The 20,954-nt window shown below is 69.3% G+C and carries 17 protein-coding genes; 7 read left to right on the top strand and 10 right to left on the bottom strand.

Features of this window, described 5'->3' with window-relative positions; genetic code table 11:
• The first annotated feature begins 191 nt into the window (after positions 1–191).
• Complete coding sequence (locus ACWDO5_RS13820) at positions 192–911, top strand: response regulator (protein ID WP_450530491.1); 720 nt, start codon at positions 192–194, stop codon at positions 909–911.
• Between the two features lie 24 nt (positions 912–935).
• Here the strand turns inward: ACWDO5_RS13820 and ACWDO5_RS13815 are convergent, their stop codons facing one another.
• The gene (locus ACWDO5_RS13815) at positions 936–2,099 is read right to left on the bottom strand and encodes a winged helix-turn-helix domain-containing protein (RefSeq protein WP_450530490.1); all 1,164 of its coding nucleotides are present in this window, start codon (positions 2,097–2,099) and stop codon (positions 936–938) included.
• 125 nt (positions 2,100–2,224) lie between these two features.
• Positions 2,225–2,800 carry a GNAT family N-acetyltransferase gene (locus ACWDO5_RS13810; RefSeq protein WP_450530489.1) on the bottom strand — a complete coding sequence of 192 codons (576 nt, stop codon included), beginning with the start codon at positions 2,798–2,800 and terminating at the stop codon, positions 2,225–2,227.
• 239 nt (positions 2,801–3,039) lie between these two features.
• Between ACWDO5_RS13810 and secA the strand changes: the two genes are divergently transcribed.
• On the top strand, positions 3,040–5,859 hold the full coding sequence (secA, locus tag ACWDO5_RS13805; RefSeq protein ID WP_450530488.1) for a preprotein translocase subunit SecA: 2,820 nt from the start codon (positions 3,040–3,042) through the stop codon (positions 5,857–5,859).
• Between the two features lie 85 nt (positions 5,860–5,944).
• Here secA and ACWDO5_RS13800 read toward each other — a convergent pair whose 3' ends face one another.
• Entirely contained in the window at positions 5,945–6,460 is a 516-nt protein-coding gene (locus tag ACWDO5_RS13800; protein ID WP_450530487.1) for an SgcJ/EcaC family oxidoreductase, read from the bottom strand.
• 63 nt (positions 6,461–6,523) lie between these two features.
• On the opposite strand from ACWDO5_RS13800, the gene ACWDO5_RS13795 reads away from it, so the two are divergent.
• Positions 6,524–6,979, top strand: a complete 456-nt coding sequence (locus tag ACWDO5_RS13795) for a MarR family winged helix-turn-helix transcriptional regulator (protein WP_450530486.1) — start codon at positions 6,524–6,526, stop codon at positions 6,977–6,979.
• Between the two features lie 20 nt (positions 6,980–6,999).
• Here the strand turns inward: ACWDO5_RS13795 and ACWDO5_RS13790 are convergent, their stop codons facing one another.
• On the bottom strand, positions 7,000–7,428 hold the full coding sequence (locus ACWDO5_RS13790; protein WP_450530485.1) for an Rv3235 family protein: 429 nt from the start codon (positions 7,426–7,428) through the stop codon (positions 7,000–7,002).
• 275 nt (positions 7,429–7,703) lie between these two features.
• Here ACWDO5_RS13790 and ACWDO5_RS13785 point away from each other — a divergent pair, with 275 nt between their 5' ends.
• Both ACWDO5_RS13785 and ACWDO5_RS13780 read left to right on the top strand, forming a co-directional pair.
• Entirely contained in the window at positions 7,704–8,210 is a 507-nt protein-coding gene (locus ACWDO5_RS13785; protein ID WP_450530484.1) for a DUF6912 family protein, read from the top strand.
• A 90-nt stretch (positions 8,211–8,300) separates the two neighbouring features.
• Positions 8,301–8,966, top strand: coding sequence for an HAD family hydrolase (locus ACWDO5_RS13780; RefSeq protein WP_450530483.1), 666 nt, complete (start codon positions 8,301–8,303; stop codon positions 8,964–8,966).
• Between the two features lie 225 nt (positions 8,967–9,191).
• On the opposite strand, the gene ACWDO5_RS13775 is transcribed toward ACWDO5_RS13780, so the two are convergent.
• Complete coding sequence (locus ACWDO5_RS13775) at positions 9,192–9,758, bottom strand: DJ-1/PfpI family protein (protein ID WP_450530482.1); 567 nt, start codon at positions 9,756–9,758, stop codon at positions 9,192–9,194.
• A 449-nt stretch (positions 9,759–10,207) separates the two neighbouring features.
• Between ACWDO5_RS13775 and ACWDO5_RS13770 the strand changes: the two genes are divergently transcribed.
• Entirely contained in the window at positions 10,208–15,154 is a 4,947-nt protein-coding gene (locus tag ACWDO5_RS13770; RefSeq protein ID WP_450530481.1) for an NAD-glutamate dehydrogenase, read from the top strand.
• A 107-nt stretch (positions 15,155–15,261) separates the two neighbouring features.
• On the opposite strand, the gene ACWDO5_RS13765 is transcribed toward ACWDO5_RS13770, so the two are convergent.
• The 3 genes from ACWDO5_RS13765 to ACWDO5_RS13755 form a co-directional block, all read right to left on the bottom strand.
• Positions 15,262–15,771 (bottom strand): hypothetical protein, encoded by a 510-nt coding sequence (locus ACWDO5_RS13765; protein ID WP_450530480.1) that lies wholly within the window; start codon positions 15,769–15,771, stop codon positions 15,262–15,264.
• Between the two features lie 77 nt (positions 15,772–15,848).
• On the bottom strand, positions 15,849–16,634 hold the full coding sequence (locus ACWDO5_RS13760) for an ABC transporter ATP-binding protein (RefSeq protein WP_450530479.1): 786 nt from the start codon (positions 16,632–16,634) through the stop codon (positions 15,849–15,851).
• The gene (locus tag ACWDO5_RS13755) at positions 16,627–17,544 is read right to left on the bottom strand and encodes an ABC transporter permease (protein ID WP_450530478.1); all 918 of its coding nucleotides are present in this window, start codon (positions 17,542–17,544) and stop codon (positions 16,627–16,629) included. The genes ACWDO5_RS13760 and ACWDO5_RS13755 overlap by 8 nt, the downstream gene beginning before the upstream one ends.
• 127 nt (positions 17,545–17,671) lie before the next feature.
• On the opposite strand from ACWDO5_RS13755, the gene ACWDO5_RS13750 reads away from it, so the two are divergent.
• Positions 17,672–18,277 carry a TetR/AcrR family transcriptional regulator gene (locus tag ACWDO5_RS13750; protein WP_450530477.1) on the top strand — a complete coding sequence of 202 codons (606 nt, stop codon included), beginning with the start codon at positions 17,672–17,674 and terminating at the stop codon, positions 18,275–18,277.
• Positions 18,278–18,723: 446 nt separating this feature from the next.
• Here the strand turns inward: ACWDO5_RS13750 and ACWDO5_RS13745 are convergent, their stop codons facing one another.
• Positions 18,724–19,605: a carbohydrate ABC transporter permease gene (locus ACWDO5_RS13745; RefSeq protein ID WP_450530476.1), complete on the bottom strand. Its 882-nt coding sequence runs from the start codon at positions 19,603–19,605 to the stop codon at positions 18,724–18,726.
• Complete coding sequence (locus ACWDO5_RS13740) at positions 19,602–20,951, bottom strand: carbohydrate ABC transporter permease (RefSeq protein ID WP_450530475.1); 1,350 nt, start codon at positions 20,949–20,951, stop codon at positions 19,602–19,604. Before ACWDO5_RS13740 ends, ACWDO5_RS13745 begins: the two co-directional genes overlap by 4 nt.
• Positions 20,952–20,954: the final 3 nt, after the last annotated feature.

Below are 20,954 nucleotides of genomic sequence, written 5' to 3'. Positions count from 1 at the left end.
GCCGTCACAGCAGGTAGGTGGTGCCCCTGGAGCGCCCCGTGCGCCCTCAGGGGCACCACCGTGCGACCCACAGGATCACCGCTCTGTCGTCCGGGCATGAAAGCATGGCCTCGCAAGCCAACCGGTGCGTTGTGCACTGACGTTGACAGACAACACGTGATCTTCAGGCCACGGCTTCAGGGGGAGGAACGATGGCGGACAGCTTCGGGCCGGTTCGCGGCGACGACGCGGACCACGGCAGCTCCCGCAAGGAGCCGATCCGGGTTCTGGTGGTGGACGACCACGCCCTGTTCCGGCGCGGGCTGGAGATCGTCCTCGCTCAGGAGGAGGACATCCAGGTCGTCGGCGAGGCGGGCGACGGCGCGGAGGCCGTCGACAAGGCGGCCGATCTGCTGCCCGACATCGTGCTGATGGATGTGCGGATGCCTAAGCGCGGTGGCATCGAGGCATGTACGTCCATCAAGGAGGTGGCTCCCAGCGCGAAGATCATCATGTTGACGATCAGTGACGAGGAGGCCGATCTCTACGACGCGATCAAGGCGGGCGCCACGGGCTATCTCCTCAAGGAGATCTCCACCGACGAGGTGGCCACGGCGATCCGCGCGGTGGCGGACGGGCAGTCGCAGATCAGCCCATCCATGGCGTCCAAGTTGCTCACCGAGTTCAAGTCGATGATCCAGCGCACCGACGAGCGCAGACTTGTGCCCGCGCCCCGGCTCACCGACCGGGAGCTGGAAGTGCTCAAGCTCGTCGCCACGGGGATGAACAACCGCGACATCGCCAAGGAGTTGTTCATTTCCGAGAACACCGTGAAGAACCACGTCCGCAACATCCTGGAGAAACTGCAGCTGCACTCCAGGATGGAGGCAGTGGTCTACGCGATGCGGGAAAAGATCCTCGAGATCCGGTAGCGGTCACCCACCCGCGGGCAAGGGTCAGGAAAGGGCCCGGACGAGGTCCGCGGTGAATTCGGGGCGGTCGACCCGCTCGATGCGTACGGAATCGCAACCGACCCACTCAGCCGCCTCGCGCAGCGCCTGCGCCATGGGTGCCACCGACTTCCCGCCGTGCAGGGACACCTGGCGTGCCACCAGCGTCGTGCCCTCGCGGGCCGGGTCGACGCGACCCAGCAGCTTTCCGCCCGACAGCAGCGGCATCGCGAAGTAGCCGTACACCCGCTTGGGCTTGGGGACGTATGCCTCGAGGCGGTGCGTGAAGCCGAAGATCCGTTCGGTGCGTGCCCGTTCCCAGATGAGCGAGTCGAACGGCGAGAGCAGGGTCGTACGATGCCGGCCGCGTGGCTCGGAGGCCAGCGCCTGCGGGTCCGCCCAAGCGGGCTTGGACCAGCCCTCGACCGTCACCGGCACCAGCCCGGAGTCCGCGACCACCGCGTCGAACTGCTCGCCCTTGAGGCGGTGATAGTCCGCGATGTCCGCGCGGGTGCCGACGCCGAGCGCCTGGCCCGCGAGCCGGACGAGCCGGCGCAGGCACTCCGTGTCGTCCAGCTCGTCGTGCAGCAGGTCGTCGGGGATGGCCCGCTCGGCGAGGTCGTACACCCGCTTCCAGCTGCGCCGCTCGGTGCACACCACCTCGCCGTACATCAGCGCGCGCTCGACGGCGACCTTTGAGGCCGACCAGTCCCACCACTCCCCGCCGTTCTTCGCGCCGCCCAACTCCGTCGCGGTGAGAGGTCCTTCGGCGCGCAGCTGCTTGACGACCTTGTCGTACGCACCGTCCGGGAGGTCGTGGTACCAGTGCGGGCGGGCGCGGTAGGCGCGGCGGCGGAAGGCGAAGTGCGGCCATTCCTCGACGGGCAGGATGCAGGCCGCGTGCGACCAGTACTCGAAGCTGTGGCCCTCGGTCCAGTACGCGTTCTCGACCGTCCTGCGGCCGACCGCGCCGAGCCGGGCGTACGGAATCAGCTCGTGCGAGCGCGCCAGCACCGAGATCGTGTCCAGCTGTATGGCGCCGAGGTGCCGCAGCACGCCCCGCACCCCGGCCCGCCTGTCGGGTGCGACCAGGAACCCTTGGGCGCGCAGCGCTGTGCGGCGGGCTTCGTCGGCGGACAGTTCGGCGGCGGGCCGCGGCACAGGGGTCATGGTCGGCACCCTAGATGGCGGCACTGACAACCGGCCCCGGGCGGACAAGCGGCCTCGGCCGTCAGGCCAGGCCTCGCCCGGTCGTCCCGGTCAGGTCGTCCCCGTCCGGCCATCTCCGCCTTCCGTCAGCTCAGGGTCGGGAGATACACATGGGTGCTCGTCAGTCCCAGGTCGGACGGGAGCAGCGCGCCCACCCAGGTGTCCCTGAGGGTGTCCTTGTTGAGCAGGGCCGCACGCAGCGCCCCCTCGACGACGAAGCCGGTCTTCTCGGCGACGGCCCGCGAGCCCGCGTTGCCCACCTCCGCCCGCCACTCGAGGCGCGTCGCGCCCAGCCTGGCGAAGGCCCAGTGCGCCACGGCGCCCACGGTCTCCGCCATGACGCCGCGCCCCCGGTGCTCCTTGGCCGTCCAGAAGCCGATCTCCCAGGTGCCCGAGAAAGTGCGCAGGGTGACCGCGACCGACGCCATCAGCGGGCCGCCCGCGCGCGGCAGCACCGCGAAGGTGCACATCGTGCCGGAGTTCCAGCCGCCCGGGACCACCTGCCCGGTGAACTCGGCCGCGTGCTGTCGCTCGTAAGGCGAGGGAACCGTCGTCCACCGCTGGATGTCGGGATCCTGGCAGGCTTGGTACACCGCCTCCGTGTCGTCGGTCGTGAACGTGCGCAGCAGCAGGCGCTCGGTGGTGAGGGTGATGGGCTCCATAGCTGGATTCTTGTCAGGTCCGCGGAGGGACGCGAGCACTTTTCGTACCTCACCGGCACCTTCCACGCGTCCCGCGCGTTCTATTTGCGGATGACGCAGGCCTGGCTGACGGCGGACCTCCCGACCTGGTGGGGTCCTCGCTTACGATGGCCGTTGCGGTGGGGCCCACCTGCCGTGCCCGCGCCAGTGTCCATAACACGACCCAGTGCCAGGCCCGATTGGCAAGGAGACCAACCTCAGTGTCCGTCTTCAACAAGCTCATGCGTGCAGGCGAAGGCAAGATCCTGCGCAAACTGCACCGCATCGCGGACCAGGTCAACTCCATCGAAGAGGACTTCGTCAACCTCTCCGACGCCGAGTTGCGGGCGCTCACAGACGAATACAAGGAGCGCTACGCCGACGGCGAAAGTCTGGACGACCTGCTCCCCGAGGCATTCGCGACCGTCCGCGAGGCCGCCAAGCGCGTCCTCGGCCAGCGTCACTACGACGTACAGATGATGGGCGGAGCCGCGCTGCACCTCGGATTCGTCGCCGAGATGAAGACTGGTGAGGGCAAGACCCTCGTCGGCACGCTGCCTGCATACCTCAACGCGCTCTCGGGCAAGGGCGTCCACCTGATCACGGTCAATGACTATCTGGCCGAGCGCGACTCCGAGATGATGGGCCGCGTCCACAAGTTCCTGGGCCTGAGCGTCGGCTGCATCCTCGCCAACATGACTCCGGCGCAACGTCGCGAACAGTACAACTGCGACATTACGTACGGCACGAACAACGAGTTCGGCTTCGACTACCTGCGCGACAACATGGCTTGGTCCAAGGACGAGCTCGTCCAGCGCGGCCACAACTACGCCATCGTCGACGAGGTGGACTCGATCCTCGTCGACGAGGCTCGTACGCCGCTGATCATCTCCGGCCCCGCCGACCAGGCCACCAAGTGGTACGGCGACTTCGCCAAGCTGGTCACGCGCCTGACCAAGGGCGAGGCGGGCAACACGCTCAAGGGCATCGAGGAGACTGGCGACTACGAGGTCGACGAGAAGAAGCGGACCGTCGCCATCCATGAGCCCGGTGTCGCGAAGGTCGAGGACTGGCTGGGCATCGACAACCTCTACGAGTCGGTGAACACCCCGCTCGTCGGGTATCTGAACAACGCGATCAAGGCCAAGGAACTCTTCAAGAAGGACAAGGACTACGTCGTCATCGACGGCGAAGTCATGATCGTCGACGAGCACACCGGCCGTATCCTCGCCGGCCGCCGCTACAACGAGGGCATGCACCAGGCGATCGAGGCGAAGGAAGGGGTGGACATCAAGGACGAGAACCAGACGCTCGCCACGATCACCCTGCAGAACTTCTTCCGCCTCTACGGCAAGCTCTCCGGCATGACCGGTACGGCGATGACCGAGGCCGCCGAGTTCCACCAGATCTACAAGCTGGGCGTCGTGCCGATCCCGACGAACAAGCCGATGGTCCGCAAGGACCAGTCCGACCTGATCTACCGGACCGAGGTCGCCAAGTTCGCGGCCGTCGTCGACGACATCGTCGAGAAGCACGAGAAGGGCCAGCCGATCCTGGTCGGCACCACCTCGGTCGAGAAGTCCGAGTACCTCTCGCAGCAGCTCAACAAGCGAGGCGTCCAGCACGAGGTCCTCAACGCCAAGCAGCACGACCGGGAGGCGACGATCGTCGCCCAGGCCGGCCGCAAGGGCGCGGTCACGGTCGCGACGAACATGGCCGGACGTGGTACGGACATCAAGCTCGGCGGCAACCCCGACGACCTGGCCGAGGCGGAGCTGCGCCAGCGCGGCCTGGACCCGGTCGAGCATGTCGAGGAGTGGGCCGCGGCCCTGCCCGCCGCGCTGGAGCGCGCCGAGGAGGCTGTCAGGGCCGAGCACGACGAGGTGACCGACCTCGGCGGGCTCTACGTACTGGGCACCGAGCGGCACGAGTCGCGGCGTATCGACAACCAGCTGCGCGGTCGCTCCGGCCGTCAGGGCGACCCGGGCGAGTCCCGCTTCTATCTCTCCCTGGGTGACGACCTGATGCGGCTGTTCAAGGCGCAGATGGTCGAGCGTGTGATGTCGATGGCCAACGTCCCCGACGACGTGCCGATCGAGAACAAGATGGTCACGCGCGCGATCGCGTCGGCCCAGTCGCAGGTCGAGCAGCAGAACTTCGAGACGCGTAAGAACGTCCTGAAGTACGACGAGGTCCTCAACCGCCAGCGCGAGGTCATCTACGGCGAGCGCCGCCGCGTTCTTGAGGGCGAGGACCTGCACGAGCAGGTGCGCCACTTCATGGACGACACCATCGACGCGTACATCCAGGCGGAGACCGTCGAGGGCTTCGCGGAGGAGTGGGACCTGGACCGACTGTGGGGCGCGTTCAAGCAGCTCTACCCGGTGAAGACCACTGTCGAGGACCTGGAGGACGCGGCCGGCGACCGGGCCGGGATCACCGCTGAATTCATCGCCGAGTCCATCAAGGACGACATCCACGAGCAATATGACGAGCGCGAGAAGCAGCTCGGCTCGGACATCATGCGTGAGCTCGAGCGGCGCGTGGTGCTGTCCGTACTGGACCGCAAGTGGCGCGAGCACCTCTACGAGATGGACTACCTTCAGGAGGGCATCGGCCTGCGCGCCATGGCGCAGAAAGACCCGCTGGTGGAGTACCAGCGCGAGGGCTTCGACATGTTCACCGCAATGATGGAGGGCATCAAGGAGGAGTCCGTCGGCTATCTGTTCAACCTGGAGGTCCAGGTCGAGCAGCAGGTCGAGGAGGTCCCGGTGCAGGACGCGGCGGAGCGGACCTCGCTCGCCAAGGAGGACGCGGTTCCGGCGGGCGCGTCCCGTCCGGAGATCCGCGCGAAGGGACTCGACGCCCCGCAGCGGCCCGACCGGCTGCACTTCTCCGCGCCCACGGTGGACGGGGAGGGCGGTGTCGTCGAGGGCGACTTCGACAACGACGGGCAGCCTGCGCGGTCGGAGACGGACGGGCTGACCCGGGCGGAGCGGCGCAAGGCGCAGAAGGGCGGCAGCCGCCGCCGCAAGAAGTAGCGCCTGTACGAGAGTCGTAAGGCCGGGGCCGGACATCCTTTGCGGTGTCCGGCCCCGGCCTTCTCTCTTTCCGTTCTCGTTGTGCTCAGGGCCCGGCGGTGGCGCGGCCCAGGCCGAGGCGGCGCGCGGTCCGGGTCATGGCCTGCGACATCCTCGACGGCATCGAGTCGGGTGCGGGGACGGTGACGGGGCGCACCCGGCCGTTGTGGATGGCGGTGATCCGCCAGCCGTCGTCGGTGTTCACGACGACGATCGTCTGGCGCGACAGGCGGCGCTTGGGGAGCCTGGAGCGCCACGGCATGAGCACGGACGCGGTGCCGTACACGATCGCGACGTCGGGCGTGACGTAGCGGATCGCCTCGATCTCGCCGACGAGGGCGGAGCCGGTGAGCACCCCGCGGAACAGCTTGTCGTGGTTGGCCTGGTGCTCGGCGAGCCCCACGGCTCGTGTGCCGTCGTACGAGACGTAGTCCGAGTCTTCGGTGAAGCAGGCACCGAAGGCGACCGCGTTGCCGTCGGTCCAGGCCTGCATGAAGCGCTGGAAGAGGTCCTCGATGTGACCGTCGACGCGACCGTCGCTCTTGTGCTGCTGGGTACCCATGGCTTTGCCCCTCCTGATGTTATCCTTACGACCAACGAAACTTACGATACCAGAAAGATTCGAATGTCGAAAGAACTGTTCATAGAAAGCGTCGCTCAGCAGCTCCGGTCGCTGCAGCAGAGCTTCGACGCGTTCGACGAGGCGGCCGCCGCGCGGCTCGGGGTGAACCGCACCGACCTGCGCTGTCTCGACCTGGTGCTGGGCAAGGGGTCGCTGTCGGCCGGTGAGCTGAGCGCCGCGTTGAAGCTCAGCCCGGCGGCGACGACGACGGTCATCGACCGCCTGGAGCGGGCCGGCCTGGTCGTCCGCACGCGCGACGCGGCCAACCGGCGGCGGGTACTGGTCACGGCCACGGAGCTCGCGAGTGCGGCCGAGGCTGACGTCTATCTGCCCGTGGGCGCCGCGGCGGCGGAGGCGCTCCGCCGCTACGACGAGGAGCAGCTCGCCACGATCCTGGACTTCTTGCGGGTGGCGCGGCAGGTACAGGAAGTCCAGGCGGCGCGACTGGCTGCGGAGTGAGCGCGGCTCTTGTTCGGCCGTCAGCCGGCCGCGTGTGCGCTCACGCGTTCACCGCCCAGCTCTACCGCGGCGCAGCGCCAGCGCTGGTCCGCGCCCTGTTCGAGGCGGAAGGCCATCGCACTGACCCGGTCGCCCGAGCCGATTCTGGCGAAGGCCTCGATCACGCCTGGGCCCGGGTGGTACTCGCCGCAGTGGCGGACGACCGGTGTCACCCGCTCTGCCGGCCGCAGCGGGGCTCCCGGGGCAAGCCGCACCAGCTGTTCGTATGCCTCCCCGATCGTGTGTCCGAGCATCCAGTGCACCGGTCGCTGGCCGCTGAGCACCGCGAGCAGGCGGTCGGCGAACCAGTAGTGCGGCTTGTGCTGCCGCCGTGCGCGTGCCATCGCGGATGCCGCCGCCACGGCGGGACGGCGCTGGTCGCGCCGCCCTGCGGGCCGGGTCCTGTCCATGCAGATCGCCCCCGTTGGGCCGGGCCCGGCCGATACCGGGCGGTAACTTCACTGGTGATCTTCTACGGGGCGGGCTGCGCCGTCCGCAACGCGTGCTGTCCGACGAGGAGGCGGCGCCGTAAATCACCTATCAGGGTGACGAGGGGCGGCCTGGGGCGGTCGCCGGGCGGGACGGGGTCTTCGCCCGCTGACGGTGCGCGAGGCCGGGAGCGGCACCCCGAAGGGGGACCTCGCACGTATCCTGAGGGCGTCTCCGACTACGAAAGCGGCCAGCCATGCGCGTCTACGTTCCCCTGACCCTCTCCGGTCTCGCAGAGGCGCACAAGACGGGCGAACTGGGGCCTGGCCCGCTGACCGCCTATGCCGTCACTCCGGGGCTGCGCGAGTGGTACGTCTCCGACGACATCGAGGAGCTCGAGTACGCCGCGCTGAACCGCGCCGCCGCCGCGTCGCTGCGGCTGCTCGCCGGTGACCCGGACGCGGCTCGCCGCCGGGTGGTCGTCGCCGTCGACGTACGGGACCAGGACGCGGTCGCCGACCCCGACCGGGTGCTCGTCGCGAGCGCGCTGGGCGAGGTGCGGGTCGGGTCCACAGTGCCGCTGGCCAAGGCGGCGGCGGTCCACGTCGATGCCCCCGATGCGGTCGGCGGCGTGTCCGCGGCGGCGGACGCGCTGGGGGCGGCGGACCAGGGCGACGACGACGCGCAGTTCACGGTGGACGGGGCGGAGGACCACGAGTTGCTCTGGTACGGGGTGCAGGAGATCCCGAACCTCATCCGCTGAGGCAGCGTCCCCGGTTCCCCGGTCCGCCTGAAGCGGTCGGTTTTCCGGTCCCGGCCGTGCGTTGTCAGTCCCGGCCGGTACGGTTTTCGAATGGGGAAGCACAGCACGCATCTGGTCTGGGACTGGAACGGCACACTGCTCGACGACATCAAGGCGGTCATCGGGGCGACGAACGCCGCCTTCGCGGAGATAGACCTGGAGCCGATCACGCTCGAGCGCTACCGCGAGCTGTACTGCGTGCCGATTCCCCGGTTCTACGAGCGGCTGATGGGCCGACTGCCGTCGGACGCGGAGTGGGAGGTCATGGACGAGGCCTTCCACCGGCACTACAGCGAGCACCGGATCGGCTGCGGGCTGACCGAGGGTGTCGAGGAGCTGCTCCGGGAGTGGCAGCTGGCCGGCCGCAGCCAGTCGCTGCTCAGCATGTACGGGCACGAGCAGCTGGTCCCGGTCGTGCGGGGGTACGGGATCGAGAGCCACTTCCTACGCGTGGACGGGCGGACCGGGCCGTCCGGGGGCGCCAAGGCGCTCCACATGGAGCGCCACCTCCGGGCGCTGGACGGGGCCGCCCAGCCGGGTCGCACGGTGGTGATCGGCGACGCGGTCGACGACGCGGTGGCGGCGGCGCACGTGGGCGCGCTGGCGGTGCTGTACACGGGCGGCTCGCACAGCAGGGCCAGCCTGGAGGCGGTGGGCGTGCCGGTGGTGGACACGCTCGCCGAGGCGGTGGAGGAGGCCTTGCGCCTAGTGGCGTGAGCCCGCCCGCACGACTCTGTGGGCGGGGCAGCCCCGACCGCCTCGTTGTCGGCAGCGACCGCCCCGCCGCTGGGTGAGGCCGCGTGCGCACCAGGCCAGGCGCCTGGCAGTCCCCAGCGCCCCGCAGACGCACGCCGCGGTCCGACCGCCCAGCGCGCCGCAGATGCGCGCCGCGGTGCGACCGCCCAGCGTCCCGCAGATGCGCGCCGTGGTCCGACCGCCCCGCTACGCCACCGGCGCCTTCGCTCGCAGCACCTTCAGGAACTCCCGCATCCAGGCCGAGTGGTCCGGCCAGGCACGGGAGGAGACCAGGGTGCCGTCGACCACCGCCTCCACGTCCTGGAAGCTGGCTCCCGCTGCCTGCATGTCCAGTTCCAGGGCCGGGTACGCGGTGACCCGGCGGCCCTCCAGGCTGCCGATCGCCGCCGTCAGCAGCGGGCCGTGGCAGATCTGGGCCACCGGTTTGTCCGCGTCGAAGAAGGACTTCAGGATCTTGCGGAGCTCAGGGTCGTTGCGCAGGTACTCCGGGGCGCGGCCGCCCGGAACCACCAGCGCTGCGTACTGTCCGGGGTCGACCTCGGAGAAGGCCAGGTCCGCGGGCCAGGTGTAGCCCGGCTTCTCGGTGTACGTGTCGAAGCCCGGCTCGAAGTCGTGCACGACGAACTGCAGCTTCTTGCGGGCGGGGGCCGCGATGTCGACCTCGTACCCCTCCTCCCGCAGCCGCTGGTACGGGTAGAGGACTTCGAGGGACTCGGCTGCGTCGCCGGTGACGATCAGGATCTTCGCTGTCATGGCTGCTCCCGGTGTCGGGCTGTCGACGGTTCCCCTGCCGTGGGTGCAGGGCGTCGACGGTGTGCCGTGTCGTCACCGCCAACCTGCACCGTGGCGGGCTGTTTGCCAAGAGTGGGCCTGTGTCGCTGTCCAGACTGTCAAACTTCCGGCCCCGCTTTTGTACACATACGGCTCATGACGGGTCGGGGGGGCGGGGCGATAGCCTTGACCCGTGATCAGCGCTATATGCCGTGGGGGCAGCGAAGCCCCCGGCCTGCGCCCGGAGCGCCACAGCGCCCGGGCGGTCGTTGATCTTCTCGTTCCGGCCCGGCTGCCAAAATTGGCCAATAACGGCTCGGACATCTCTCATCGCGGCATAACGTCGACTCCGACCGGATACCCCGCGTCGTGGCGTTGCGTCGTTTCTCCCACCTACGTCACGCAATGGCGCGCGACAGGAGCCAGAGGACATGCAGACCAAGCTGGACGAAGCCAAGGCCGAGCTGCTCGCACGGGCCGCCCGGGTAGCTGAGCACAGCCCGGTCGGGGGGCACCTTCCGACTGGGGCCGAGCAAGGGAAGCGTCCGGACCAGGGCACCCTGCTCGCGTACCTCCAGCGCTACTACCTGCACACCGCTCCCGAGGACCTCGCCGACCGCGACCCGGTCGACATCTTCGGCGCGGCGCTTTCCCACTACCGGCTCGCCGAGAACCGCCCGCAGGGGACGGCCAATGTGCGGGTCCACACCCCGACCGTCGAGGAAAACGGCTGGACCTGCAGTCACTCCGTGGTCGAGGTCGTCACCGACGACATGCCCTTCCTCGTCGACTCGGTCACCAATGAGCTCTCCCGGCAGGGCCGCGGCATCCATGTAGTGATCCACCCGCAGGTCGTCGTCCGCCGGGATGTCACGGGCAAGCTCATCGAGGTGCTCCCCAGCGAGACCAACGGCAAGGCAAGGGGCAGGGCGCTGCCGCACGACGCGCTCGTCGAGTCCTGGATCCACGTCGAGTTCGACCGTGAGACCGACCGGGCCGATCTGAAGCAGATCACCTCCGACCTGCTGCGCGTCCTGTCGGACGTGCGCGAGGCCGTCGAGGACTGGGAGAAGATGCGCGATGCCGCGCTGCGCATCGCCGATGAGCTGCCGAGTGAGCCGACCGCCGACGACCTGCGCGACCAGGAGGTCGACGAGGCGCGCGAGCTGCTGCGCTGGCTCGCCGACGACCACTTCACCTTCCTCGGATTCCGGGAGTACGAGCTCACCGAGAACGACTCGCTCGCCGCCGTGCCCGGCACCGGCCTCGGCATTCTGCGCTCCGACCCTCACCACAGCGGCGACGAGACCCACCCGGTCAGCCCGTCCTTCAGTAGGCTGCCCGCCGACGCCCGCAAGAAGGCCCGCGAGCACAAGCTGCTCGTACTGACCAAGGCCAACAGCCGTTCGACCGTGCACCGGCCCAGCTACCTCGACTATGTGGGCGTCAAGAAGTTCAACGCCGATGGTGAGGTCATCGGCGAGCGCCGCTTCCTCGGCCTGTTCTCCTCCGCCGCGTACACCGAGTCCGTCCGCCGCGTCCCGGTCATCCGCCGCAAGGTCGCCGAGGTCCTGGAGGGCGCCGGCTTCTCGCCCAACAGCCATGACGGCCGCGACCTGATGCAGATCCTCGAGACCTACCCGCGCGACGAGCTCTTCCAGACGCCCGTCGACCAGCTGCGCTCCATCGTCACCAGCGTGCTCTACCTCCAAGAGCGCCGCCGGCTGCGGCTCTACCTGCGCCAGGACGAGTACGGGCGCTACTACTCCGCCCTGGTCTACCTGCCGCGCGACCGGTACACCACCGGCGTACGGCTGCGCCTGATCGAGATCCTCAAGGAAGAGCTGGGCGGCACCAGCGTCGACTTCACCGCCTGGAACACCGAGTCGATCCTGTCCCGGCTGCACTTCGTGGTCCGCGTCCCGGTCGGCACCGAGCTGCCCGGCCTCACCGACGCCGACACCGAGCGCATCGAGGCCCGGCTGGTGGAGGCCGCCCGTTCCTGGGCCGACGGATTCGCCGAGGCGCTGAACGCCGAGTGCGGCGAGGAGCGCGCGGCCGAACTGCTGCGCCGTTACGGAAACGCCTTCCCCGAGGGTTACAAGGCCGACCACTCGCCACGCGCCGCCGTCGCCGACCTGGCCCACATCGATCAGCTGACCCGCTCCGGCAAGGAATTCTCGCTCTCCCTCTACGAGCCGGTCGGCGCGGGGCCCGGCGAGCGCCGCTTCAAGATCTACCGCACCGGCGAGCAGGTCTCGCTCTCCGCCGTGCTGCCGGTGCTGCAGCGGCTGGGGTGCGAGGTCGTCGACGAGCGTCCCTACGAGCTGCGCAGCTCGGACCGTACGACCGCGTGGATCTACGACTTCGGGCTGCGTATGCCGAAGGCCTCGGGCAACGGCGACCACCTCGCCGACGATGCCCGCGAGCGTTTCCAGGACGCCTTCGCCGCTGTCTGGACCGGCGAGGCGGAGAACGACGGCTTCAACTCTCTCGTGCTGGGCGCCGGTCTGAACTGGCGGCAGGCGATGGTGCTGCGCGCGTACGCCAAGTACCTGCGCCAGGCCGGTTCGACTTTCAGCCAGGACTACATGGAGGACACCCTCCGTACCAATGTCCACACCACCCGGCTTCTGGTCTCCCTCTTCGAGGCGAGGATGTCGCCGAACCGTCAACGTGCGGGAACCGAGCTGACCGACGGTCTGCTCGAGGAGCTCGACGGGGCGCTCGACCAGGTCGCGAGCCTGGACGAGGACCGGATCCTGCGCTCCTTCCTCACCGTCATCAAGGCGACGCTGCGCACCAATTTCTTCCAGGAGGCGGCGGGCGGCAAGCAGCACAGCTATGTGTCGATGAAATTCGACCCGCAGGCCATCCCGGATCTGCCTGCGCCCCGGCCGGCGTACGAGATCTGGGTCTACTCCCCCCGCGTCGAGGGTGTGCACCTGCGCTTCGGCAAGGTGGCACGCGGCGGGCTGCGCTGGTCCGACCGGCGTGAGGACTTCCGTACGGAGATCCTGGGTCTGGTCAAGGCGCAGATGGTCAAGAACACCGTGATCGTGCCGGTCGGCGCGAAGGGCGGGTTCGTCGCCAAGCAGCTCCCGGATCCGTCGGTGGACCGGGACGCCTGGCTGGCCGAGGGGATCGCCTGCTACAAGATCTTCATCTCCGCGCTGCTCGACATCACCGACAACCTGGTGGCGGGCGAGGTCGTGCCGCCGGCCGACGTCGTGTGTCACGACGAGGACGACACCTACCTCGTCGTCGCCGCCGACAAGGGCACCGCGTCCTTCTCCGACATCGCCAACGAGGTCGCGCTCTCGTACAACTTCTGGCTCGGTGACGCCTTCGCCTCGGGCGGCTCCGCCGGATACGACCACAAGGGCATGGGCATCACCGCCCGCGGCGCGTGGGAGTCCGTCAAGCGGCACTTCCGCGAGCTCGGCCACGACACCCAGACCCAGGACTTCACGGTCGTCGGCGTCGGCGACATGTCCGGCGACGTGTTCGGCAACGGCATGCTGCTCAGCGAGCACATCCGGCTCGTCGCGGCCTTCGACCACCGGCACATCTTCATCGACCCGAACCCGGACGCGGCCCCCTCGTACGCCGAGCGCCGCCGGCTCTTCGAGCTGCCCCGCTCCTCCTGGGCCGACTACAACAAGGAACTGCTGTCGCAGGGCGGCGGCATCCACTCCCGCAGCGCCAAGTCGATCCCGGTCAACGCGCAGATGCGCGCGGCGCTCGGCATCAGGGCGGGCATCGCCAAGATGACGCCCGCCGAGCTGATGAAGGCGATCCTCAAGGCCCCGGTGGACCTGCTGTGGAACGGCGGCATCGGTACCTACGTCAAGGCCTCCACCGAGTCCAACGCGGACGTCGGCGACAAGGCCAACGACGCGATCCGCGTCAACGGCGAGGACCTGCGCGTCAAGGTCGTCGGCGAGGGCGGCAACCTGGGTCTGACCCAGCTCGGCCGGATCGAGTTCGACCGCCACGGCGGCAAGATCAACACCGACGCCATCGACAACAGCGCGGGCGTGGACACCTCCGACCACGAGGTGAACATCAAGATCCTGCTCAACGGCCTGGTGTCGGACGGCGATCTGACCGTCAAGCAGCGCAACAAGCTGCTCGCCGGGATGACCGACGAGGTCGGCAGGCTGGTGCTGCGCAACAACTACGCGCAGAACGTCGCCCTTGCGAACGCCGTCGCCCAGTCGCCCTCACTGCTCCACGCCCACCAGCGCTTCATTCGGCGGCTGGAGCGGGACGGGGCGCTGGACCGGGGGCTGGAGTTCCTGCCGACCGACCGGCAGATCCGTGAACTGCTCAACGCGGGCAAGGGACTCAGCCAGCCCGAGCTGGCCGTGCTGCTCGCCTACACCAAGATCACGGTGGCGGACGAGCTGATCAGGACCCCCCTGCCGGACGACCCGTATCTGCGCCGGCTGCTGCACGCGTACTTCCCGAAGCCGCTGCGCGAGAAGTTCCCCGGGGCGATCGACGGGCATGCGCTGCGCCGCGAGATCGTCACGACGGTGCTGGTCAACGACACGGTGAACACCGGTGGTTCGACCTTCCTGCACCGGCTGCGGGAGGAGACGGGCGCGTCGGTCGAGGAGATCGTGCGGGCGCATACCGCGGCCCGGGAGATCTTCGGTCTCAACGCGGTGTGGGACGCCGTCGAGGCTCTCGACAACAAGGTCGCTGCCGACGTCCAGACCCGTATCCGGCTGCACTCGCGCCGCCTCATCGAGCGCGGTACGCGATGGCTGCTGGGCAACCGACCGCAGCCGCTGGAGCTCGCCGGGACCATCGACTTCTTCGCCGAGCGCGTGGAGCAGGTCTGGGGCGAGCTGCCGAAGATGCTGCGTGGCAATGACATGGAGTGGTACGAGCGGATCCTGCAGGAGCTCACCGATGCGGGCGTGCCCGAGGAGCTCGCGCTGCGGGTCGCCGGGTTCTCTTCCGCCTTCCCGACGCTCGACATCGTGGCGATCGCGGACCGCACGAAGAAGGAGCCGATGGCGGTCGCCGAGGTGTACTACGACCTCGCCGACCGGCTGCAGATCACTCAGCTGATGGACCGGATCATCGAACTGCCGCGGGCCGACCGCTGGCAGTCGATGGCCCGCGCCTCCATCCGCGAGGACCTGTACGCAGCGCACGCCATGCTCACCGCGGATGTGCTCTCCGTCGGCAACGGCGCGTCGACGCCGGAGGAGCGGTTCAAGGCGTGGGAGCAGAAGAACGCGGCGATCCTGGGCCGGGCACGCTCGACGCTGGAGGAGATCCAGAGCTCGGACACGTTCGACCTGGCGAACCTGTCGGTGGCGATGCGGACGATGCGGCAGCTGCTGCGGATGCACAGCTAGCGCGGTGACCGGCGAAGGCTGACCGGCTCCGCCCGGTGGGCCCCGGTTTGTCCTCAGTCGCCGGACGGGCTTGAAGAACAAGTTCGTCCGGCGATTGAGCGCCCTGCTCAGCCGGACCGCGTGGCCGTGGCCGCCCACAGACGGTGGCAGGAGAGCAGCGCCGCGGCGAGCAGCAGGCCGAGGGGAGAGCCGGCGAGCACGTCGTCGTACAGCAGGGGGTAGGCGAGCGCGCTCAGCGCGGCAGCGGGCAGCATCAGGAGGGCGACCGGGCGCTGGGTGGTGTGCCGGGAGGTGAGGCAGACGCCGGGGGAGAGGAAGATGAGCGCGGCGCCGGGCGGATACTGCCAGGTGACGTCGTCCAGGGGGAAGGCGCCCTGGACCAGCTGTTCGTACCAGCACCGGTAGAGGGTGTGCACCTCACCGGCGACGCCGCTGTCGCCGACGCGGTCGACGAGAAGCAGGGCGAGCATGCCGACGCGGGTGGCCGCCCAGACGGCGGCGAGGGTGGCGGCCCGCAGGGAGCCGTTGCGGCGGCGTGTGGTGCCGGCGTCTGAGATCCCTGGCGCCGGGGGGAGTCCGAAGGCGGGCGGGGGCGGGCCGATCCGATGGGTCGTCATCGGCCGGTACCCTAGCCCGCTTTAAGGTTGTTTCGAACGATTTCCGGGCACTCTCGGGCGCTTCCCGCCGCTTGCTGTTACTTCTTGCCGCCCGTGAACTCTTCGTACGCGGCGACGACTTCCTTCGCCGGGCCGTCCATCCGCAGCGTCCCCGCCTCCAGCCAGATGGCGCGGTCGCAGGTCTCGGTGATCGTGCCGTTGCTGTGGCTGACCAGGAAGACCGTGCCCGCCTCCGCGCGCAGCTCGTCGATCCGCTCCTGGCTGCGCCGCCGGAAGCGGGCGTCGCCGGTGGACAGCGCCTCGTCGATCAGCAGGACGTCATGGCTCTTCGCGGCGGCGATGGAGAACCGCAGCCGGGCGCCCATGCCGGAGGAGTACGTACGCATCGGCAGCGAGATGAAGTCGCCCTTGTCGTTGATCCCCGAGAAGTCGACGATGTCGTCGTAGCGCGCGTGGATCTGCTCGCGCGTCATGCCCATCGCGAGGCCGCCGAGGATGACATTGCGCTCGCCGGTCAGGTCGGCCATCAGCGCGGCGTTCACGCCGAGCAGGGAGGGCTGGCCCTGGGTGAAGACATTGCCCTCGGAGGGTGGCAGCAGGCCCGCGATCGCCTTGAGCAGGGTCGACTTACCCGAGCCGTTGGAGCCGATCAGGCCGATGGCCTCGCCCTTGTACGCGGCGAAGCTGACGCCCTTGACGGCGTGCACCTCGCGCCCGCCGGGGGCGGCCTTGCGGGAGATGATCCGGCTGAGGGCAGTGGTGGCACTGCCCCGGCCGGTGCGGGCGCCGTTCACCTTGTACCTGACGTGGACGCCGTCGACGACGACGGTGGGGACGCGTGTGGGGGTGCGGGAGTCAGCCACGGCCGTACTCCTCCTCTGCCTTCCAGAAGTACACGAATCCGCCGGCCCCGAAGAGCACCGCCCAGAACAGGGCGAGAGCCCATACGTGCGGGGGAAGCTGTGCGGCGGTGAAGCTGTCGATGAGGGCGAAGCGCACCAGGTCGATGTAGACGGCGGCGGGATTGCACTCCAGCGCGAGCATCACGAGGTGGGGCAGCTTGTTGTGGCTCAGCACCTTGTCGATGGACCACATCACGCCGGACACGTACATCCAGGTGCGCAGGACGAAGGGCATCAGCTGGGCGATGTCCGGGGTCCGGCTGGCCAGCCGCGCCATGATCATCGAGAGGCCGGTGTTGAAGCCGGCCTGCAGGAGCAGTGCGGGGATCGCGAGCAGCCAGTTGACGTGCGGGTACTCCCCGACGGCGAGCAGGATCCCGATCAGCGCGGCGAGCGAGAAGAGCAGTTGCTGGAGCTGCTGGAGCGCTATGGCGATGGGGAGGCTGGCGCGAGGGAAGTGCAGGGCCCGTACGAGGCCGATGTTGCCGGAGATCGCGCGGGTGCCGGCCATGATCGAACTGGAGGTGAAGGTCCAGATGAAGACGCCGGTCACGAGGAACGGGATGAAGTCGGCGACGCCGCTCTTGGTGTTCAGCAGCACGCCGAAGATGAAGTAGTAAACCGTCGCGTTGAGCAGGGGGGTCATGACCTGCCAGACCTGGCCGAGCTTCGCCTGGCTGTACTGGGCGGTCAGCCGGGCGGTGGCGAAGGCGACGATGAAGTGGCGACGGGAGCTGAGCTGGCGGACGTAGGCGGGGAGGGTGGGGCGGGCGCCACTGACGGTGAGGCCGTGGCGGAGCGCGAGCGCGGTGAGGTCCGTCTCAGGTTTGTGCGGCTCCGGCTGTGACCGGGCGATGGTCTGGCTGCTCACGGTGCTCGCTTTCCACAGGGCGGGGTGCGGCGGTCACGATGGGACGGACCCGTTTCGTCGCTACGGGGAGAGTAGGACGGAGTTACGTCGCGACGCAACCGTCTCGTCGTCCCGCTATGCTCTGGGCATGACCACGGATCCGGGAACCCCGCGTCGTGCGCCGGCGGGAGCCGCAGTGCTCCGGGAGGACGTGACCGACGCGATTCGCGCCGCCGTCTTCGAGGAGCTGGCCGCGGTGGGCTTCGCGCGGATGTCGATCGAGGGGATCGCGCGGCGGGCGGGCGTCGGCAAGACGGCGGTCTACCGGCGGTGGAAGTCGAAGCTGTCGCTGGTACTGGACCTGGTCTCGGCGTTCGCGGCGCAGGGGTTGCCGGCGCCGGCGACGGGTTCGCTGTACGGGGACGTACGGGCGCTCCTGGAGGTGGCGTCGCACGCCCTGCGCCACCCGGTGGCCTCGCAGGTCATCCCTGACCTGCTCGTGGAGGCGGCCCGCCACCCGGAAATCTCGGACGCGATCAAGGCGGCGCTGCTGGACAGCCAGCAGGGGGTGGCGGCAGTGGTTGTACGGGAGGCGGTGGCGCGCGGCGAACTGCCCGAGTCGACGGACCCGGACCGGGCGCTGGACGTGATTATCGGGCCGCTGTACTGGCGGCTGGTGGTGGTGCGGGCGGGGTTGCCGAAGGGGTACTTGGACGAGCTGGCGCGGTCGGCGGTGGCGGCGCTTCGGGCGTGACGGGGCTTTCCCCCAACCGCCCCTTCCTGAACGGGGCCAAGACCCCCGGGGCCCCGCCGCGCGCCGGGGGGCCCGGACAGCGGAGCCCTTCGGCGCCGCGGGACGGGGGTGAATACGGAGCGGGGCAGCTTCGCCCCGCGAGTGGCGGGCCGGGGACCGTAGGCCCCCGCCCGTAACCCGCGGCGGCTTTGGTACCGCTGGGTGCGGCAGCTTCGCGCCGCGGGTCGCCCGATTGCCGGCGTCGCGGACCGGGACGGGCTCCTGGCCTGCCGCAGCGCACCCGGGTGGTGGCGGCCCGTTCGGTGCCGACCGTCACGGCCACCGCCTCCGGTGCGCCGCCGCCCACCCCCGCCGCGCGCCTCGGGCCCGCGCGCCTCGGGCCCGTCCCGCAACCGCGGTCCCCGTCAGGCCTCGGCCAGGGGCGCCGTCGGCAGCAGTGCCCGTGGCTACTTGACCGCTCCCGCCATCACTCCCGTCACGAACTGACGCTGGAACGCGAAGAAGACCGCCAGCGGGATGATCATCGAGACGAACGCTCCCGGCGCCAGTACATCGATGTTGTTGCCGAACTGCCTCACCTGGCGCTGCAGCGCCACCGTGATCGGTGCGCTCTCCGAGTCCGCGAAGATCAGCGCGACCAGCATGTCGTTCCACACCCACAGGAACTGGAAGATGCCGAGCGACGCGATCGCCGGGCCGCCCAGTGGCATCACCACACGGGTGAAGAGCCGCATCTCGCCCGCCCCGTCCAGCCGCGCCGCCTCCAGCAGTTCCCTCGGGATCTCCGCGAAGAAGTTCCGCAGCAGGAAGATCGCGAACGGGAGCCCGAACGCCACATGGAAGATGATCACGCCGATCGTCGTCTCGAAGATGCCGATCTGGCCGAACAGCCTGGAGACCGGCACCAGCGCGACCTGGACCGGGACCACCAGGAGGGCGACCACGGCTATGAACCACCAGTCGCGGCCCGGGAAGTCCATCCAGGCGAAGGCGTAACCGGCCAGCGAGCCGATCACCACCACCAGGAGCGTCGCCGGGACGGTGATCAGCAGGCTGGACAGCAGGGAATCGGTGATCGCCTCGTTGTCCAGCAGGCGCGAGTAGTTGTCGAACGTGAGCTGCGCGGGCGCGGTGAACACCTTCCACCAGCCGCTCTCGCCGATGTCCGCCGGCCCCCGCAGCGAGGACAGCAGCAGCCCGAACGTCGGCATCAGCCAGAACAGGCCCACCAGGACCAGGAAGACGCGCATCACGCCACCGCCCGCGCGCGCCGCGATCCGTGCGGGGAGGGACGTTTTCGCCTTCACCACACCGTCGGTCGTGGTCATCGGCGGGCCTCCCTTCGCATGCGCCGGATGTTGAACAGCATCACCGGGATCACCAGCAGCAACAGCAGGACGGCGATCGCGCTGCCGAGCCCCAGGTTCGAGTCCGTGCCGAACGACGACCGGTACAGCTGGAGTGCCAGCACGTTGGCGTCGTCCTGGGCCGAGCCCGGCGCGATGATGAAGACCAGGTCGAAGATCTTCAGCACATTGATCATCAGGGTGACCAGCACCACCGCGAGTACGGGCGCCAGCAGCGGGACCGTCACTCTGCGGAAGACCTGCCACTCGTTCGCGCCGTCCACCCGCGCCGCTTCCAGCAGTTCACGCGGCACGCTCGCCAGGCCCGCCGCGATCAGCACCATCGCGAAGCCCGCCCACATCCACACGTAACTGCCGATGATCGCCGGGGTGACGAGCGAAGGGCCGAGCCAGTTGACGCCGTTGTACGGCTCCCTGAAGTTGTCGGCCGGCAGCCGCAGTTGAGCCCCCTCCGCGGACGCCGGCAGCGTGAACGTACCGTCCGAGCCCGCCCGCGCGGACGCGACGACCTTGCCGTCCTTGACCGCCTCCACCTTGATGCCCTTGAGGCCTAACTCCTGCGCGTCGATGGCGTTCGGCTTGCCGCCGCCGCCCTTGGTGAAGTCCAGCCACGCGGTCCCGCGGATCTTCCCGTCCTCCGGCTGCGCCGCCTTCGCGGGCTTCGCGTCGGACGGCATCTTCGCCGGCGCGACGCCGACCAGCGGCAGCAGCGCCTCCTTGCCCGCCGTCACCGGCTCCTTCGTGACGAACGAGCCGCCGCCGCCCGCCCTGAGGGGATGCACCGGCAGCGGATGCGCCTTGGGGAAACCGGCCGACTCGGCGAACGTGTCGTGCACGCCCACCCAGACCGCGTTGGCGACCCCCCGGTCCGGATCCTGCTCGTACACCAGCCGGAAGATGATGCCCGCGGCGAGCATCGAGATCGCCATCGGCATGAACACGATCAGCTTGAAGGCCGTGCCCCAGCGGACCCGCTCGGTGAGCACGGCGAAGATCAGACCGAGGGCCGTCGAGACGGTCGGCGCGACCACCACCCAGATCGCGTTGTTCTTGACCGCGGTCAGGATGGAGTCCTCGGTGAAGATCTCCTTGTAGTTGTCCAGCCCGGCGAAACCGCTGCCGGCCTGGTCGAAGAAGGACCGGTAGACCGAGTACCCGATCGGGTAGACCACGAGCGCGCCCAGCAGCACCAGCGCGGGCAGCAGAAAGCCGGCCGCGACAATTTTACGTGTGCCTGTCACGCTCTTGCGCTTGCCGGCGGGGGGCTGCGGACTCGCCGAGCCCCCCGCGGTCGCCGCGGTTTTCACCCG

The organism is Streptomyces sp. NPDC000880 (assembly GCF_053599675.1).
Note: the sequence above shows the minus strand (reverse complement) of the source record. Positions and strands in the feature narration are given on the sequence as shown.